The organism is Rhodosalinus sp., assembly GCF_046542825.1.
In the GTDB taxonomy this organism is placed as follows: domain Bacteria; phylum Pseudomonadota; class Alphaproteobacteria; order Rhodobacterales; family Rhodobacteraceae; genus Rhodosalinus.
The window spans coordinates 1-16,182 of the sequence record NZ_JBKHAQ010000019.1 but is presented as its reverse complement, the minus strand read 5'-3'; the positions used below and the strand labels follow the sequence as shown (position 1 = coordinate 16,182).

General features: G+C 71.7%; 15 protein-coding genes. 4 read left to right on the top strand and 11 right to left on the bottom strand.

Annotation, left to right across the window (positions count from 1 at the left end; translation table 11 throughout):
- Positions 1 to 36 precede the first annotated feature (36 nt).
- The 9 genes from hslV to regB form a co-directional block, all read right to left on the bottom strand.
- The gene (gene hslV / locus ACLFOB_RS04365; protein ID WP_410915852.1) at positions 37 to 585 is read right to left on the bottom strand and encodes an ATP-dependent protease subunit HslV; all 549 of its coding nucleotides are present in this window, start codon (positions 583 to 585) and stop codon (positions 37 to 39) included.
- A 113-nt stretch (positions 586 to 698) separates the two neighbouring features.
- Positions 699 to 1,019, bottom strand: coding sequence for a thioredoxin (gene trxA, locus ACLFOB_RS04360; RefSeq protein ID WP_410915851.1), 321 nt, complete (start codon positions 1,017 to 1,019; stop codon positions 699 to 701).
- Between the two features lie 63 nt (positions 1,020 to 1,082).
- The gene (gene addA / locus ACLFOB_RS04355) at positions 1,083 to 4,478 is read right to left on the bottom strand and encodes a double-strand break repair helicase AddA (RefSeq protein ID WP_410925089.1); all 3,396 of its coding nucleotides are present in this window, start codon (positions 4,476 to 4,478) and stop codon (positions 1,083 to 1,085) included.
- Positions 4,475 to 7,435, bottom strand: a complete 2,961-nt coding sequence (gene addB, locus ACLFOB_RS04350) for a double-strand break repair protein AddB (protein WP_410925087.1) — start codon at positions 7,433 to 7,435, stop codon at positions 4,475 to 4,477. Before addB ends, addA begins: the two co-directional genes overlap by 4 nt.
- Positions 7,422 to 8,114: a nucleotidyltransferase family protein gene (locus ACLFOB_RS04345; protein ID WP_410925085.1), complete on the bottom strand. Its 693-nt coding sequence runs from the start codon at positions 8,112 to 8,114 to the stop codon at positions 7,422 to 7,424. The genes addB and ACLFOB_RS04345 overlap by 14 nt, the downstream gene beginning before the upstream one ends.
- Entirely contained in the window at positions 8,099 to 9,109 is a 1,011-nt protein-coding gene (locus ACLFOB_RS04340) for an aminoglycoside phosphotransferase family protein (RefSeq protein ID WP_410925083.1), read from the bottom strand. Before ACLFOB_RS04340 ends, ACLFOB_RS04345 begins: the two co-directional genes overlap by 16 nt.
- Positions 9,096 to 9,581 carry a tRNA (adenosine(37)-N6)-threonylcarbamoyltransferase complex ATPase subunit type 1 TsaE gene (gene tsaE / locus ACLFOB_RS04335; RefSeq protein WP_410925081.1) on the bottom strand — a complete coding sequence of 162 codons (486 nt, stop codon included), beginning with the start codon at positions 9,579 to 9,581 and terminating at the stop codon, positions 9,096 to 9,098. The genes ACLFOB_RS04340 and tsaE overlap by 14 nt, the downstream gene beginning before the upstream one ends.
- A gap of 104 nt (positions 9,582 to 9,685) precedes the next feature.
- Entirely contained in the window at positions 9,686 to 11,227 is a 1,542-nt protein-coding gene (locus tag ACLFOB_RS04330) for a PAS-domain containing protein (RefSeq protein ID WP_410925079.1), read from the bottom strand.
- 83 nt (positions 11,228 to 11,310) lie between these two features.
- Complete coding sequence (regB, locus tag ACLFOB_RS04325) at positions 11,311 to 12,702, bottom strand: sensor histidine kinase RegB (protein WP_410925077.1); 1,392 nt, start codon at positions 12,700 to 12,702, stop codon at positions 11,311 to 11,313.
- An 87-nt stretch (positions 12,703 to 12,789) separates the two neighbouring features.
- On the opposite strand from regB, the gene ACLFOB_RS04320 reads away from it, so the two are divergent.
- From ACLFOB_RS04320 to ACLFOB_RS04310, 3 genes are all read left to right on the top strand, one after another.
- Positions 12,790 to 13,431 carry an SCO family protein gene (locus ACLFOB_RS04320; RefSeq protein WP_410918358.1) on the top strand — a complete coding sequence of 214 codons (642 nt, stop codon included), beginning with the start codon at positions 12,790 to 12,792 and terminating at the stop codon, positions 13,429 to 13,431.
- A 73-nt stretch (positions 13,432 to 13,504) separates the two neighbouring features.
- On the top strand, positions 13,505 to 14,056 hold the full coding sequence (locus ACLFOB_RS04315) for an ActR/PrrA/RegA family redox response regulator transcription factor (protein ID WP_410918359.1): 552 nt from the start codon (positions 13,505 to 13,507) through the stop codon (positions 14,054 to 14,056).
- Complete coding sequence (locus tag ACLFOB_RS04310) at positions 14,053 to 14,484, top strand: hypothetical protein (protein ID WP_410925075.1); 432 nt, start codon at positions 14,053 to 14,055, stop codon at positions 14,482 to 14,484. Before ACLFOB_RS04315 ends, ACLFOB_RS04310 begins: the two co-directional genes overlap by 4 nt.
- Here the strand turns inward: ACLFOB_RS04310 and ACLFOB_RS04305 are convergent, their stop codons facing one another.
- Both ACLFOB_RS04305 and ACLFOB_RS04300 read right to left on the bottom strand, forming a co-directional pair.
- Positions 14,485 to 14,727, bottom strand: a complete 243-nt coding sequence (locus ACLFOB_RS04305) for a hypothetical protein (RefSeq protein ID WP_410925073.1) — start codon at positions 14,725 to 14,727, stop codon at positions 14,485 to 14,487. It lies immediately after the preceding gene.
- Between the two features lie 59 nt (positions 14,728 to 14,786).
- Complete coding sequence (locus tag ACLFOB_RS04300; RefSeq protein WP_410925071.1) at positions 14,787 to 15,383, bottom strand: HD domain-containing protein; 597 nt, start codon at positions 15,381 to 15,383, stop codon at positions 14,787 to 14,789.
- Between the two features lie 153 nt (positions 15,384 to 15,536).
- On the opposite strand from ACLFOB_RS04300, the gene ACLFOB_RS04295 reads away from it, so the two are divergent.
- The coding region (locus tag ACLFOB_RS04295; RefSeq protein ID WP_410925069.1) for an adenosylhomocysteinase at positions 15,537 to 16,182 on the top strand (646 nt) is incomplete at its 3' end.

Below are 16,182 nucleotides of genomic sequence, written 5' to 3'. Positions count from 1 at the left end.
ACCGGCCGGCCGAGATTTTTCGATCGAAAAATCTCGTCAGCCGATCGTCTCCACCGTGAGGTGGCCATTGGTATAGACGCAGATGTCGGCGGCGATGGCCATGGCGTGCCGCGCGACCGTCTCAGCATCCAAGTCGGTTTCCATCAGGCCCCGCGCCGCGGCGAGAGCGTAGTTGCCGCCGGAGCCGATGGCGGCCACGTCATGCTCGGGCTCCAGCACGTCTCCCGCGCCGGTGACGACATACATTTGCGACCCGTCGGAGACGATCAGCATCGCCTCGAGTTTCTGCAGGTACTTGTCGGTGCGCCAGTCCTTGGCGAGTTCGACGCAGGCGCGCTGAAGCTGGCCGGGCGTCGCCTCCAGCTTCGTCTCGAGCCGCTCCAGCAGGGTGAAGGCGTCCGCGGTCGACCCCGCGAATCCAGCGACCACGTCGTAGCCGCCGGGCGACAGGCGGCGCACCTTGCGGGCGGTGCCCTTGATCACCGTGTCGCCCAGGCTGACCTGTCCGTCGCCCGCGATCACCACCCTGCCGCCGCGGCGCACCGCCAGGATCGTCGTGCCATGCCAGCCAGGACCGGCGCCCATGCGCTCCTCCGTCGAAACTGCCGCGCCATATGGGCGGCGTGCGCTCGCACCGCAAGACCTGCACGCCAAGGGCGCCCCGCGAGGGGCGCCCTCCTGGCTGCGGCGGCCGTGGCTCAGATCGCCGATTCGATCCAGCTTTGCAGCGTGGCCTTGGGGGCGGCACCCGCGCGGTTCGACACGACCTGCCCGTCCTTGAAGATGAAGAGCGCGGGAATGCCGCGCACGCCCATCGAGGCCGCGGTGTTGGGGTTCTGGTCCACGTCGATCTTGGCGACCTTGACCTTGCCGTTCATCTCGGCCGCGATTTCTTCAAGCGCCGGGCCGATCTGGCGGCAGGGGCCGCACCATTCGGCCCAGAAATCCACGACGACGGGAACGTCGGACTGACGCACCTCTGCGTCGAATGTGGCATCGGTGACGGCGACGGTGGCCATGACCTGTCTCCTCTCGGGATAAATATGCTTGGAAGGCGAAGGTATGGGCGGGTCCGAAGGGCGTCAAGCACGCCCCGCCTGCGCGAGCGCCGTAGTCACGAGGTCTTGCGGCAGGGGCATGAGCGCGGGGATCCGGGTCCAGAGCAGCGCGGTCTCGATCCTGCGGTCGGGCCAGATCTGCGCGAGTGCGGCGGCATAGGCGCCCATCTGCCGCAGCAGTCCGTCGGGCACCTCGGCGGGTGTGGCCGGCACGGTCGCGTTGGTCTTGAAGTCGACGGCGAGGATTCGCTCGGGCGTGACGATCAGCCGGTCGATCGTGCCGTGAATGCGCGCGCCACCCAGTTCGGCCAGCGTGGCGGAAACCGGCACCTCGGCCAGGGCGCCGGGGGCGAAGAGCGCGGCAAGACCGGGGGCGTCTAGGACGCGTTCCGCCTCGTCCAGAAGTGCGGCGGTCTCCGCCTCCGTGGCTGCCTCCGGCCCCTCTGCCAGCAGGCGCCGGGCAAGCGTCGCGCGGTCGCCCGGGGCGGCACCGGGCAGGTGCTCGAGCAGCAGGTGCAGCCGCGTGCCGTAAAGCTTCGCCGCCTCCTCGTCGCGGCCTGCGTCGCCGCCGATGGCCTTGGCGCCGCCCAGATCGGAGGGGGAAAGGGTTTCTGGCAGCGGCGCAGGCGCCGGGGGCGGATGCAGGAAGTGCGGGGGCAGGGAAACTGTCTGCTCCTGCTTGGGCGCCGCGGGCGCCTGGGCCGGACCGCCCCAACCGCCATGCTCCAGCCGCAGGCCCGGTCCTTCCTCGAAGCCGAAGTCCTGCGGCCCCGCGCCGGCACGTTCCATCCCGGCGCGCACCATGTCGTGCCACGCGTCGCCCGACTTGCCCAGGTCGCCCGCCGCCGCGACCACCAGCCAGCTTTCCGCGCGCGTCATGGCCACATAGAGCAGGCGGTCGCGCTCGGCCTTCTCCGCCTCTGCGGCGGCGTCGCGGGCGGCGCGCTGGGCGGCGGGTTCCTCTGCCCTGGGCACGGCCCAGATCGGGCGGCCCTCGACCAGGGGCAGGGGGTCTTCGTGGCTGTGACCCCGCGGTTGCGCGGCGTCGGGCAGGATCACCAGCGGCGCCTCCAGCCCCTTGGCGCCATGCACCGTCATCACGCGGATGCGGTCGCCTGCCGCGTCCATCTGGCGCTTCACCTCCGACTCGTCGGTCTGCATCCAGCGCAGGAAGCCCGTCAGGCTGGGCACCTCGCTGCGCTCCTGCGCCAGCGCCTGCGCCAGCAGCGCGTCGATGCCGTCTGCCGCCTCGTCCCCCAGCCGGCCGATCAGCCGCCGCCGCCCGTCATGCCGGATCAGCACCCGTTCCAGCAGGTCGTAGGGTCGCAGGAAATCGGCCTGCGCCATCAGGTCGTCGAAGATGGCCATGGTTTCGGGGAATTCGTCCCGCCGCTCGGTCAGCGCGCGCCACAGGTAGCGCGGCTCGCGCCCGTGGGCGAGGTCGTAGAGCTGCCGCTCGGTCCAGCCGAAGAGCGGCGAGCGCAGCGCGCAGGCCAGCGACAGGTCGTCCTCCGGCAGGTCCAGCACCTGCAGGAGTGCGGCCAGGTCGCGCACCGCCAGTTCCGCGCCCAGCCTCAGCCGGTCGGCGCCCGCCACCTGCAGCCCCGCCGCCTTGCAGGCGCGGATCAGTTCGGCAAAGAGCGTCGAGCGCCGCTGCACCAGGATCATCACGTCCCCCGCCCGCAGCGGGCGCATGGGCCAGTCGCCGTCCCCGTCGGATTTCTGCGCCGGGATCATGGCGGTGCCGATCTGCGCCTTCAGCCACAGCGCGATCCGGCGCGCGAGCCGGATCTGCGGGCTTTCGCGGCCGGGGCGGTCCAGCGGCGCATACCACGGATCGGGCTCCGCAGTGTCGTCCTTCGGCACGGGCTGCCACAGGTCGACCCGGCCCGGCATCCCGGACTTGAAGGCGATGTGCCGCTCGTCGGGCTGCATCCCGCTGCCCGCGCGCCCGTCGAAGGTGGCGTCCACCACCTGCAGCACCGCCTGCGACGAGCGGAAGGAGTATTGCAGCGCGACCGACAGAAGGGGCCGGTCGGTCGGCTCCAGCCGCGCGCCGAAACCGGCGCGCATCCGCTCGAAGGCGTCCGGGTCGGCGCCCTGAAACGAATAGATCGACTGCTTGCGATCGCCCACGACGAAGAGGCTGCGGGGCGTGTCGGGGCGCGCGCCCTCGCCGGCGGTGAATTCGCGCGCCAGGCGCTCGATCACTTCCCACTGCTCGGGGCTGGTATCCTGCGCCTCGTCCACAAGGATGTGGTCGATGCCGCCGTCGAGCTTGTAAAGCACCCAGTCCGCGACCGCAGGGTCGCGCAGCAGGGCCGCGGCGCGGCGGATCAGATCGTCGAAATCCAGCCACCCGCGGCGCAGCTTCTCGTGTTCCAGCCGGTCGAGAAAGGCACGCGCGAAGCGGTGCAGGGTCAGCGTGGCCTCGGCCGCGCGCAGCGCGAGGCGCGTCTCGCGCATGGCCTCGACCCGCTGCATCAGCGCCTCGAGCGCGGGCATGTCGGCGGCAAGCGGTCCCTCGCGCAGCGGCTTGGTCGGGAAGCTGCCGATTTTCGCGGCAAAGGGCTCCTTCGCGCCGGGACCCGAGAGCAGGACATCTTCCAGCACGGCGCAGGCGGCGGCATCTGGCGCCTTGATCCCGCGCAGCTTCGCGGCGGCCTTGGCGTCGTTGCCGCCCTTGGCCTCCAGAACCGGGCAGAGCCGCGCGATCAGCTCCAACTCGCCGCCAGGGAAAACCTGCGCGAGGCAGTCCGCCTCGGTCAGGTCGGGCGCGATGCCGTAGAGCGCGCAGGCCCCCGCCCGGTCCAGCGATGGCGCGAAGCCGTCGCGCCGGTCGAGGATACGGGTGCAGAGCTTGTTCATGTCGGCGTCGGGCGAGACCTCTGCCAGAGCGCGCAAGAGCGGGGCATCCTCCCCCTGCGCCATGCGCTCCACGATCTCTTCGGCCAGAAGCTGACCGGCCCGCGCCTCCATCTCGGTGAACGCGGGGCTGACCCCGGCCTCCAGCGGGAAGCGGCGCAGCAGCGCGGCGCAGAAGGCATGGATGGTCAGGATCTTCAGCCCGCCCGGCGCCTCGATCGCGCGGGCGAACAGCGTGCGCGCGCGGGCCAGCGCCGCGGCGTCCAGCGGCTGGTCCGGGGCCAGCGTTGCCAGTTCGCCGCGCAGATCGGTCTCCGGCAGCATCGCCCAGCCGCCCAGCCGCGCGAAGAGGCGGTTCTGCATCTCGCTGGCCGCGGCCTTGGTATAGGTCAGGCACAGGATATGCTCTGGCAGCACGCCCTCCAGCAGCAGCCGCGCCACACGGTCGGTCAGCACCTTGGTCTTGCCGGAGCCGGCATTGGCCGAGACCCAGACCGAGGCGCGCGGGTCGGCCGCCTGCGCCTGTGCGTCGCTTGCCGCGTCGCGCGGGCTCATCGCAGGTCCTCCGGCGCGGGGTCGTCGGCTTCTTCCCATTCGCCGTAGCGCGCGAGGTGGTCGTAGTCGGAGGCGTCGGTCATCGACGCCATGGCGCGGCGGGCGGTGTATCCGCGGGTTTCGTCGGCATAGAGCCGCATGAGTGCCGCGAACTCCTCCCAGACCTGCCCTGCGGTCACCAGCTTGCCCGCCTCGTCGGGGGTGTCGGTGAGCGGCGCGGGCACCTCCGCGGGGCTGGCGTTCAGCCCGATGTAGACCGCGCGCGCGACGGGGGCCGCGCCCAGCGCCTCGAAGGCGCCGCGTTCGGCCATCGCGGCCTCCAGCAGGAGCTGCTTGTCGAAATGCAGCTGTTTCTTCGGCCCCGGCGCCGCGCCGGTCTTGTAGTCGTAGATGTGCAGCCGGCCCTCGGCGTCTCGGTCGATGCGGTCCGCCTTGCCCGAGAGCGTCACGCCCAGCCCCTCGATCTCGGCCTCGCCGCGGTCTTCCAGCAGCACGGGGGTGGCAAGGGCACGCCGCGCGCGCTCGGTCTCGACGAACCATTGGGCCACCCGATCGAGGCGGGCCTGCCACTGCATCCGGGTCGCGGCCCAGGGCACGCGCTCTGCCAGCACCTCGCGCGCGCAGGCGCTCAGCGCCTCGGGCGTCAGGCGCTCCGGCGCCTCAAGCGTGGCCTTCACGAAGCGGTCCAGCACCTCGTGGAGCATCGTGCCGCGCAGCATCGCGTCGGGCGGCCGATCGAGCGGGTCGAGCGCGCGCAGGCGCAGGACGTGCCTGGCGTAGATCGCGTAGGGATCGCGGATCAGGGTCTGGATCTCGGTGACGGACAGCCGCCTTGGCCGCGCCGTGGCCGGTGGGCGCGGGGAGGGGCGCGGCGCCGGGTCGAGGCGCGGCGCCCGCTCCAGCGCCGCGCCCAGCCGAAGCCAGCGGGCGCCACGCTCCCGCATGGCTTCCAGTGCCTGCGCGCCGCCCTGATCCGGCAGGCCGCGCAGCAGGTTGGTCAGCCGGTTCAGCCAGCGCGCGGGCACGGTGGGCGCCTCGTCCGTGCGGGCCGCGCGGGTCAGCCAGACCTCGCGCGCGCCCGCCGCCTGCTGAAAGTCGTGCGCGGCAAGACCGATCCGCCGTTCGGGCAGCAAGAGGCCCGCGCGGTGGCGCAGCGCGCGGTTGAGCCAGGGGTCGGGCGCGGGCGTTTCGGGCCAGCTGCCTTCGTTCAGCCCGCCCAGGATCAGCAGATTGGCGCCCTGCACCCGCGCCTCGAGCGTGCCCCAGATGCGGATGCCGGGATGCGGCGCCTCGATGTCCTGCACCGCCTCGCGCTCCATCAGGGCGGTCAGCAGATCGGCGAAGCCCTGCGGCTCCATGTCGCCGCCGCGCGGCGCCTCTGCCTGAAGCGATTCGTAAAGGACCAGCGCCGCGCGCCCGGCCTCGCGCTCCCACAGCCCGCCCGCGCCTTCGGCGGCCGGTCCGGCCGCAAGCCGCTCGGTCAGAGCGCGCAGTGCCGCGGCGTGCTCGCTCAGCGGTGCGGTGTCGGCCCGCGCCCCGGCAAGGCAGTCCCCCAGCCATGCGGCCCAGCTCCGGGCCTCGGCATCCTCCATCTGATCGGCCCAGCGGCCCAGCGCCGCGGCGTCGGGCTGCGGCACCGCCTCGCGGCGCAGCCAGAGTTCCAGTTCGCGGGCAAGGCGCAGGTGCCGGTTCCGGCCGCCGCCCGAGTGGGTCAGCGGATGCCGGAGCAGCGTCATCAGATCGCCCGCCGACGGCGCGCGCGCCCGCAGCCGGGCCGCCAGCCGCAAGAGCCGCCCCGGCGGCGACAGGTGCAGCGGCCGCCCCGCGCTGTCGTCCGCCGTGATGCCCCAGCCGGCCAGCCGCGCCTCGACCTGTCGCGTCAGCGCGCGGTCCGGGGTGATGAGCGCGGCGCTTTGCCCGGTCTCGGCCGCTTCGCGCAGCCGCAGGGCGATGGCCAGTGCCTCCTCGCGCTGGCCCGGTGCCTCCAGCAGCGTGAGACCGTCGCAGGCGGGGCCGAGCGGCCCCAGGTCCGGCCCCTCTGCCAGCCACTGGTCCGTCACCGGCGCAGGCCGCAGCGCGAGCGAGATCAGTCGGTTTCGCGCGGGGTCCGAGATATCCTCGGCCTGCCAGAGCCGCACGTCGCGGGGCGAGAGGTCCAGCGCCTGCATCAGCTTTCCAAAACGGAACTGCGGGTGATCCTCGGCCGACAGCGCATCCTCCATACCGGCCCAGACCGCATCAGGCAGGTGAAAGTCGAAACCCGGCAGCACCACGGCCCCCTGCGGCAGCCGCGCCACCGCCTGCATCAGCAGCGCCACCGCGCCGCGTGACCCGGTGGAGCCCGCGACGATCACGGGATGCGCGGGCGGCGCGGCCTGCCATGCCGCCACACGCCGTTCGATCACGCGGCGCAGGCGCGCGCCGGGGTCGGGCGGCGCGTCGAGTTGCGCGAGGTAGTCGCGCACGATGCGCAGGAAGGCGAGCGCGCGCTGCCAGTGCCCCGACTGGTCCGAGACGTCGAGCGTCAGCACCGTCTCCGGGTCCACGCCTTCGACGCCCATCTCGTCCATCAGCGCGGCAAGGCTGTCGGCAAGGTCGTAAAGCGCGGCCCTGGGCGCGAGGTCCGGCCGCGCCTCGATCAGCCGCGCGACGAGTTGCGCCAGTTCCAGCCGGCGGCGCAGCGGCGGGACGGCGGGCGGCAGGTCCGCCAGGTCGCCCAGCTCGCCCATGTCGGTGACGAGCCTGATGCGCGGCAAGAGCGTGGCCGGCCCGGCATCGAAGATCTCGCGCAACCGGCGGGCCATGCGGCGGGTGTTCACGATCAGCTCGACCCGCGCCATCGCCTCGGGTGGGCTGCCGGCGAGACGGGCGCGCAGCCCGGCCACCAGCGCGGCGGGAAAGTCTGCCCCCGGCGGCAGGCCGAAGAGCCGCGGCGCGGGCGCCTCAGGCCCGAACATCGTGGCCCTCCGCCAGCATCGCCTCGGCCAGCGCGATCCCCTCGGGGCGGCCCACGTCGCACCAGCGGCCGGGGTAGAGCATCGCGTAAAGCGTGCCGCGCGCGATCATCCCGTCCCAGACCCGGTTGAGGGAAAAGACCCGCTCCGGCACCTCTGCCAGCGCGCCGGTCGCGATGATCTGTGCGCCGGAATAGACCGCCCCCGGCCCCCGCACCGCCTGCCCGTCAGGGCCAAGGGCGAAGTCGCCCGCGCCGGCATGGCCCAGCGCGTCTTCGGGCGGCAGGCAGAGCAGCAGCGCCTCCATCCGAGCGCCGTCCCAGGCCGCGTGCAACAGGGTCAGCGGATTGGGTCCCCGCCAGATCGCATCGGTGTTCAGCGTATAGACCGGGTCCGCGGCCAGCAGCGGCAGTGCCGCGCGCAAGCCGCCTCCGGTGTCGAGGATCGCCTCGGGCTCGTGCGAGACGCGCACCTCGGTATCCGCCAAATGCGCGGCGATCTGTCCGGCGCGGTAATGCGCGTTGGCGACGATGCGGGCGGGCCGCGGGCCGCGCGCGATCTGCAGCGCGTGGTCGATCAGCGGGCGGCCCGCCACCTCGATCAGCGGCTTGGGCCGGTCCGCGGTCAGCGCCCCCATGCGGGTGCCGAAGCCCGCGGCAAACAGCATCACGGCGTCGGGCATGCGCGCCTCAGTCCGTCCAGCCGCGCGTCGTCCGGCGGCGGCAGGGCATCGCCCAGCGCCCGCGCCACCGGGGCGGCGGCGGGATGGGCAAGATCGGCCTGCAGGTGGCGCCAGACGCGGGGCATGAGGGCCAGATACCGCGGTTTGCCCGTTTCGGCCAGCCGGGCGAAAATGCCCAGGATGCGCAGGTTGCGCTGCGCGCCCAGAAGCGCCATCGCGGCCTCGGTCGCGTCCCGCGCCCGCCCCGTCGCGGCAAGGAAGGCGTCGAGCGCTGCCTCTGCCGCGGCGGGCGACACGTCGCGCCGTGCGTCGCGCGTGAGCGAGGCGAGATCATAGGCCGGATGCCCCGCCATCGCGTCCTGAAAGTCCAGCAGCCCCACCCGGGCGGGACCGTCCCGCTCCGGCAGCCAGATCAGGTTCTCGGCGTGGTAGTCTCGCAGGATGGGCACGGCGGTCGTTTCGCCCAGGGCCTCGAGCGCCCGGGCCAGTGCGGCCGCTGCAGGGGCCCGCAGCGCCGCGGCCTCGGGGGCGTAGTGATCGAAGAGCGGGGCCAGCGCCTGGCCCAGGTGGCCGGGCGTGGCGCGCGGCCAGTCGGCCGGCGGCGTATGGTGCTGCAGCGCGGCCAGCACCTCGCCCGCGGCTGCGTAAAGCGCGGGTTCCGTCGATGGATCGCGTTCGGCCAGCCGCGCGAACAGCCCATCGCCAAGATCCTCGAGCAGGAGAAACCCCTGCGCTGCCTCGGCCGCGTAGATGCGGGGCGCGCTGAGATCGGCGGCGTGCAGGAACCTCGCCACGGCGACGAAGGACCGGGTGGATCCGTCCCGTGCCGGATCGGCATCCATCAGGACGGCCCGCGTGCCGTCGGACCGCACGAGGCGCTGGTAGAGCCGCGCCGAGGCATCGCCTGCGAGCGGGTGTCGCATGGCCCCGGCCCAGCCCGCCCGGTCCAGAAAGCGCAGGCGTGCGGCCGCGCGGCCGGCGTCAGGCGGCGGCATCGGCAAGCTCCCGCATCACGGCGTCCCAGCGGGGCGCCGTCCAGCTTATCCCGAGGCGCCGGGTCTCCGGCCCGTCGTCGGGCGAGAATGCAAGCTCCAGCGCGTCCTCCGGTGCCATGCCGCCCAGCCGTTCCGGCCATTCCACTACGCAGATGGCGGTGCCGAACGCCTCTTCGAGGCCCAGTTCGGCCAGTTCGCCGGCATCGCCCAGACGGTAGAGGTCGGCGTGCCATACCGGTCCGCTGTGTCCGTCATAGCCTTGCACCAGCGTATAGGTGGGCGAGGGAATGTCCTCTGGTCCGGTCAGAAGCGCGCCGATCAGGGCGCGCGCGAAATGCGACTTGCCCGCGCCGACGGGGCCCGCCAGCAGGAGCGTGTCGCCGGGCGAGAGCCGCGGCGCCAGTTCACGGGCCAGCATCGTGGTGGCCTCGGGAGACGAAAGATGCAGTTCTAGCCGGCGTCGACGGGTCATGCCCCGACAGTATCGCGCCGTGCCTGTCGCGGAAACCCGTGGCGGCGGTCTGCCACGCTCTTGCGAACCGCACACGCCGCGCCTGGCAGGGCGTCGCGCTGGCGTCAGACGGCCTCTGCCCGCCCGTTTTGCGGCAGGTGAATCATCCCGGCAGCGGGTCTGGCGGCGCCGACGCGGCCATCGGGCGCGGCGAACAGCACGAGGGCCGCGCCGCCGGGAAGGGGCAGGGCGCGCAGGTCAAGCAGCGTGCCGTCGTGCAGTGTTGCGTGCCCTTGCCAGCGCACCGCGTCGCCGCGCGCGGCGAGCGCATCGCGCAGGCCGCTCCAGTCGGTTCCCGGACCGCTGCGGTCCTGCCACTGCCCGATCGCCTCGCAGCGGGTGGTTTCGCGCAGGGACACGTCGGGATTGACGCCCCAAAGCCTGCGGTAGGCCGCGTTGGTCAGCACCAGAACGCCCTGCGGAGAGAAGACGGCCAGCGCGTCGTCGAGCGAGTCGAGCACCCCCTGTCCCAGTTCCAGGTCGGTCCGGAACCTGCGTGTCAGGGATATCTCGCTGGTGACATCCTCGATCAGAACCGCGACGGCGCCATCGGGCTGCGGCCGTCCGCTGACCCGGTAGACGAGGCCCGAGGGCAGGCTCCAGGTGTCGCTGTAGGTTGCGGTGCTGCCCGGCTGCGCGAGGTTCGTGATCCTTTTGCGCCAGGCGGCATAGTCGCGCGGTTCCGGCATCACCCGGGCCTCGCGCAGGTGATCGAAGAACGCGCTCAGGCTGGGCCGGGCGCTCAACCGCTCGGCCGGAAGGCCGGTGAGGTCCAGCAGCGCCGGGTTGAACAGCGCGAGATCGCGCTCCTTGTCGAAGACCGCAAGGCCCACCGATAGCTGTGCAAAGATCTTGGTGAGGGTCTGGACAAAGGTGCGTTGCGCGGTTTCGCCATGGACCACGGCATCGACGTCGCTGGCCAGGCCGATCCGGGTGGTGCCGCAGTCGCTTGCGGTCACGTCGAACCATCGACGGGTGTCGCCGTCGGGGAGGGTCAGCGAGACGCGCCGCGGTGGTCCGCCTGCGTGCGGCAAATCGAAGAGTTTCGGCAGGGCCGCCCCCTCCGCCCAGGCAAGCGATTCGCGCGCAAGCGACAGATAGGCAGCGTTGGCCCAGGTCACGCGGCCTGTCTGGTCGACCTGCCAGCTTGGATGGGGCGACAGGTCGGCGGCGGCGCGCATGGCGGCATGTTCCTGCGCACGCCGGGCGGCGCGGTGACGCGCAACCGGATCGGGCGCAGGATCGTCGAGCGTGACGCGCAGCACCCCCGGACCCTGCGGCGCGATCCGCAGGATGCCATGGTCGTCCGTCAGCTGCAGCGGCGCCTGCGCCAGAGCTTGCTCGAAGTCGGCGGGAAAACCGGAAAAGCGCGGCCCGAAGACAGGGACCAGCGCCGGCCAATCCGCACCGCCGCGGGGATCGAGCAGATCCTGCGCAGCCGGCGTCGCATCGGTGATCTCGCTGTCTTCGACGAGCAGTGCCAACGGACTGTCCGTTGCCCCTGCGACCTGTCGTGCGGTGTCGCGCCGCGTCGTGATCAGCGCCACGGCAAGGCCCGCTGCGGCAAGGCTGCAGACCGCGATGACGACCAGTAGTCCAGGTTCCAAGACGGCATCCCCCAGGTCTGGGTGGGCCTTGCATCGCGCCGCTTGGTTAAGGAACCGTTAAGCGGGGCGTCTGTGCCCCGGCGTCAGGCGCTGATCGGCCGGTTCTGTCCCCGCGGCACGGGGGTCTCGCCAGCGACCGCGTCGATCTTGCGGCGTGGCCAGGCGACCTCGACGATCGCGCCGCGCAGGGCGGGCGCTCCGCCCGGGCCGCGCGGCGCGTCGCCGCCATTGGCAAAGGTCAATTCGGCGCCCGAGCGCTCCAGCAGCGTCTTGGCAATGAAGAGGCCCAGCCCCATCCCCTCGTAGCCGGGCCGCTGTGCGCGTTCACGCTCGCTGCGCCGGCTGCGCATGAAGGGCTCGCCGATCCGCGCGAGCACGCCGCTCGGAAAGCCCGGTCCGTCGTCCGCGATCCGGATCCAGATGCGATCGGGCGTCCAGCCGCTCTCGATCCGCACTTCGCCGCGGGCGAAATCCACGGCGTTCTGAACGAGGTTGCGCAATCCGTGGACGATCTCGGGCCGGCGCAGCACGGAGGGTTGCGGCCCCTCGCAGGCCGGTGACAGGGCGTGCCGGATGCGCTTTCCCCGGTCCTCGTGTGGCTCGACCGCCTCGCGCACGATCTCTTCCAGAGGGGCCTGCTTGACGAGAAGATCCTCCTTTCCCGCGCGACCCATTGAGCGCAGGATGTCGCGGCAGCGGTCGGCCTGATCGCGGATCAGGGCCGCGTCCTCGCGCAATTCGGGATGCTCGCCCAGCTCCTCCATGAGTTCCGCGGAGGTCAGCTTGATCGTGGCCAGCGGTGTCCCCAGTTCGTGCGCCGCCGCAGCCACCACGCCGCCCAGGTCGGTCAGCTTCTGTTCGCGCGCCAGCGCCATCTGCGTCGCGGTCAGGGCGTCGGACATCGCGTGCATCTCGCTGCTGATGCGCCGCGAATAGATCGACAGGAAGACCAGCGCGATCACCAGCGCGGCCCAGGTCCCGGCCAGCAGGACGGGCGGCGTGCGCAGCACCTCGCCCGACGCCGTGCGAAGCGGCAGATGGACGAGCCCCAGCAGGGTGACCGCCGCGACCGCCACCGCGCCCAGAAGCAGGGTTGAGCGCAGCGTGAGCACCGAGGCCGAGACCGTCACCGGACCCAGCAGCAAGAGTGCGAAGGGATTGTGCAGCCCGCCGGTGAGCGACAGCAGCAGGCCCAGCTGCAGGATGTCGAACAGCGCGAGCGCCGCGGTTTCCCGCTCGCTCAGCCGCTTGGTTTCCGGGAACACGAAGGTGGCGATCAGGTTCACGATCACCGCCGCCCCGATCAACAGGAAGCACAGCCCCAGTTCGAGGTCGAGCCGCAGGCCCCAGTAGGCGATGGCCACCGCGGTCAGCTGTCCCGTGATCGCCATCCAGCGCAGCAGGATGAGCGTGCGCAGACGGATCCAGTTGCCCCGGCGCTGTCCGGGCAGAACGGATAGATCGGTGTCGGACATGCGCGCTTTTGATCCCTTGCGGCGGTTGCGGCAATGTTTAGGTCTGCGGCATCACCGGATCAATTGCAGTGGCGGGAGGACAAGGCGATGGGACGGATTGGCGCGATCCTGTGTGCGGCGATGGTGGCGGGCACGCTCGGCGCCGGCACGGCAGAGGCGCAGGGCTGGTTGTCGCGGCTCTTCGGCGGTGAAGAGGACCGCTTCGCGGCGTGCCGGGCGGGGCAGGTTGCCGGCGGCTCCGGCCAGATCGGCGGCCCCTTCACGCTGGTGAACGCGGCGGGCGAGACGGTGACCGACGCGGAGGTGATCACCGAACCCTCGCTGCTCTATTTCGGCTACACCTTCTGCCCCGATGTCTGCCCCCTGGACGTGGCGCGCAATGCCGTGGCGGTCGATCTGCTGGAAGAGCGGGGGCACGAGGTGACGCCGGTCTTCATCTCCGTGGACCCGGAGCGCGACACGCCCGAGGTGGTGGGCGATTTCGCGGCCAACATGCACCCGCGGATGATCGGGCTGACCGGCTCGCCCGAGCAGGTCAAGGCCGCGAGCCAGGCCTATCGCACCTATTACAACGCGCATGACGACGGCGAGGAGGAGTTCTATCTCGTCGATCATTCGACCTTCAGCTATCTCGTCCTGCCGGGGCACGGGTTCGTCGAGTTCTTCCGCCGCGACCTCGACCCCGAACAGTTGGCGGAGCAGATCGAATGCTTCGTCGAACGGAGTTGACGCACGATACGATTTGACCGCCGCGGCAAGTCGGCCTAACTCGCGTGTCAAGAGGCAACCGAAGGTGGCTTTCGTGGCCGAGACCCAGATCGACATCGGCGAGGATCCGACACTTCTGCTGGTGGACGACGACGAGGCGTTCCTGCGCCGTCTGTCGAAGGCGATGGAGAAACGCGGCTTCGCGGTCGAGATGGCCGGAACCGTGGCCGAGGGCAAGGCGATCGCCAGGGCGCGACCGCCGGCCTACGCTGTGGTCGACCTGCGGCTGGAGGACGGCAACGGCCTTGACGTGGTCGAGGAGTTGCGCGGTGCGCGACCCGATGCCCGCATCGTGGTGCTGACCGGTTACGGCGCGATCGCGACCGCCGTCGCCGCCGTCAAGGTCGGCGCGACCGACTACCTGTCGAAGCCCGCCGATGCCGACGACATCACGAACGCGCTGCTTGCCACGGGCGAGGACATGCCGCCCCCGCCCGAGAACCCGATGAGCGCGGACCGTGTCCGCTGGGAACATATCCAGCGCGTCTACGAACTCTGCGACCGCAACGTGTCGGAGACCGCGCGCCGGCTCAACATGCACCGACGCACCCTGCAGCGGATCCTCGCCAAGCGCAGCCCCCGGTGAGGGCGGCGCCTGCTGCCCTGATCCTGACACTCGCCGCCTGTGCGGCACCCGCTCCGCCGCCGGCGCAGGAGACCGCGCTGCGCCTTGCTGTGGGCGGTCTGGACGTGGCGGGCGCGGGGCGCGAGATCGGCTTCGCTCGCGCGCCCGAGGGGGCGGTCGCGGCCGTGTCCCGCCTGCTTGGATCGGCGCCCGATGCGCGCAGGCGCGACGCCGGTTGCGAAACCGTGCGCTGGGCCGGCGGGCTCGAACTGGCGTTCCGTGACGCCGCGTTTTCCGGCTGGCGCGCGACACCGGGCGCATTGCCGCTGCGCACCGCCGCGGGCGCGGCGCCCGGCGGGCCGCCCGTGGTCCTGCCCGACGGGGTGGAGGCGGCCTTCGCGCCCAACGGCCGCGTCGCGGCGCTGTCCGCAGGGCATCCCTGCCCCTGACTAGAGAACCCTGAACCAGCGCCAGACACCGATCAGGTTGATCCCCAGAAGCACGAAGTTCTGCAGGGCGAGCGCGGGGGCGTCGTCGATCAGCGCCGCGACGATCCAGGACGCGGCGGCGAAGCTGAAGAGCACGAAGCCCAGGGCGGTGAGCCGCGCAGGGCCGCGCCAAGCCACGAGGCTCGCAGCGGCGATCGTGGAAAGGGCCGCGGCCCAGCGCAGGAGTTCGGTGTCGATGTCCATGGCAGCGCGGTAAACCGCGCGGTGCGCCGCCCGGTTCCCGCTGACGCGGGGCGCGGTGGCTAGGTGTCGGCAAGCAGTTCGGCGTGCCGCGCGAGATAGGCGGCGCGCACCTCGGCCGGCGGGCGTGGACGGATCCTGTGGCCGGCCAGCGCGTCGGGCGGGCGGCCGAAGAAGCGCGTGGCCTCGGCCTCTGAAAACCCGGCGATCTGCACCGCCTCGAGCCAGGCACTGACCCTGTCGGCGCGCTTGATCTGTCGCTTCACGATCTGCGGCAGCGCCGCGGGCAGGCCGAAACGCAGGTGGATCGCGGTGGCCAGCCGCACCTCCAGATCGCCATAGCCGGGGCCCACCGCCGACTTCACCGGCGAGATCATGTCGCCGATCACGTATTCCGGTGCATCGTGCAGAAGCGCGGCCAGCCGCCAGCGCGGCGGCGCGGCCGGCGCGATCCGGCCGAACAGATCCTCGACCAGCAGCGAATGCTCGGCCACCGAATAGGGCCAGTCGCCCAAGGTCTGCCCGTTCCACCGCGCGACGAAGGCAAGACCGTGCGCGATGTCCTCTATCTCGATGTCCACGGGCGTCGGGTCCAGCAGGTCCAGGCGGCGACCGGACAGCATCCTCTGCCAGGCGCGGCGCGGGGGCGATGGGGGCATGGGACGCGACTCCGCTCTCTTGCCGCTTCCTAGCTTCCGCCCATGCGCTGTGCAAACCGGGCGCCGGAGCGGACGGCCGACGCAGGCCACGTTGCCTGTCAGTCCCCGTAGTGCTAACCCCCGCCTCAACCGCGTCGAGCGAAAGGGAGCCTCATGGGCACGGATTACGTCGTCAAGGATATCGGGCTGGCCGACTACGGCCGCAAGGAGATCGAGATCGCCGAGACGGAGATGCCCGGTCTCATGGCGCTGCGCGAGGAATACGGCGAGGCCAGGCCGCTCGCCGGTGCGCGCGTCGCCGGCAGCCTGCACATGACGATCCAGACCGCCGTGCTGATCGAGACGCTGACGGCCCTGGGCGCCGACGTGCGCTGGGCGTCCTGCAACATCTTCTCGACCCAGGATCACGCCGCCGCCGCCATCGCCGCGGGCGGCACCCCGGTCTTTGCGGTGAAGGGCGAGACGCTGGAGGAATACTGGGACTACTGCGACCGCATCTTCATGTTCGAGGAAGGCGGCGCCAACATGATCCTCGACGACGGCGGCGACGCCACGCTCTACATCCTGATGGGCGCGCGGGTGGAAGAAGGCGAGGAAGACCTGATCGCCGTGCCCACCTCCGAGGAGGAAGAGGCGCTTTTTGCCCAGATCCGCAAGCGCATGGCCGAAAGCCCCGGCTGGTTCACCAAACAGCGTCACATGATCAAGGGCGTGACCGAAGAGACGACCACCGGTGTCAACCGGCTCTACAAGATGATGGAGAAGGGGCACCTGCCCTTCCCGGCGATCAACGTCAACG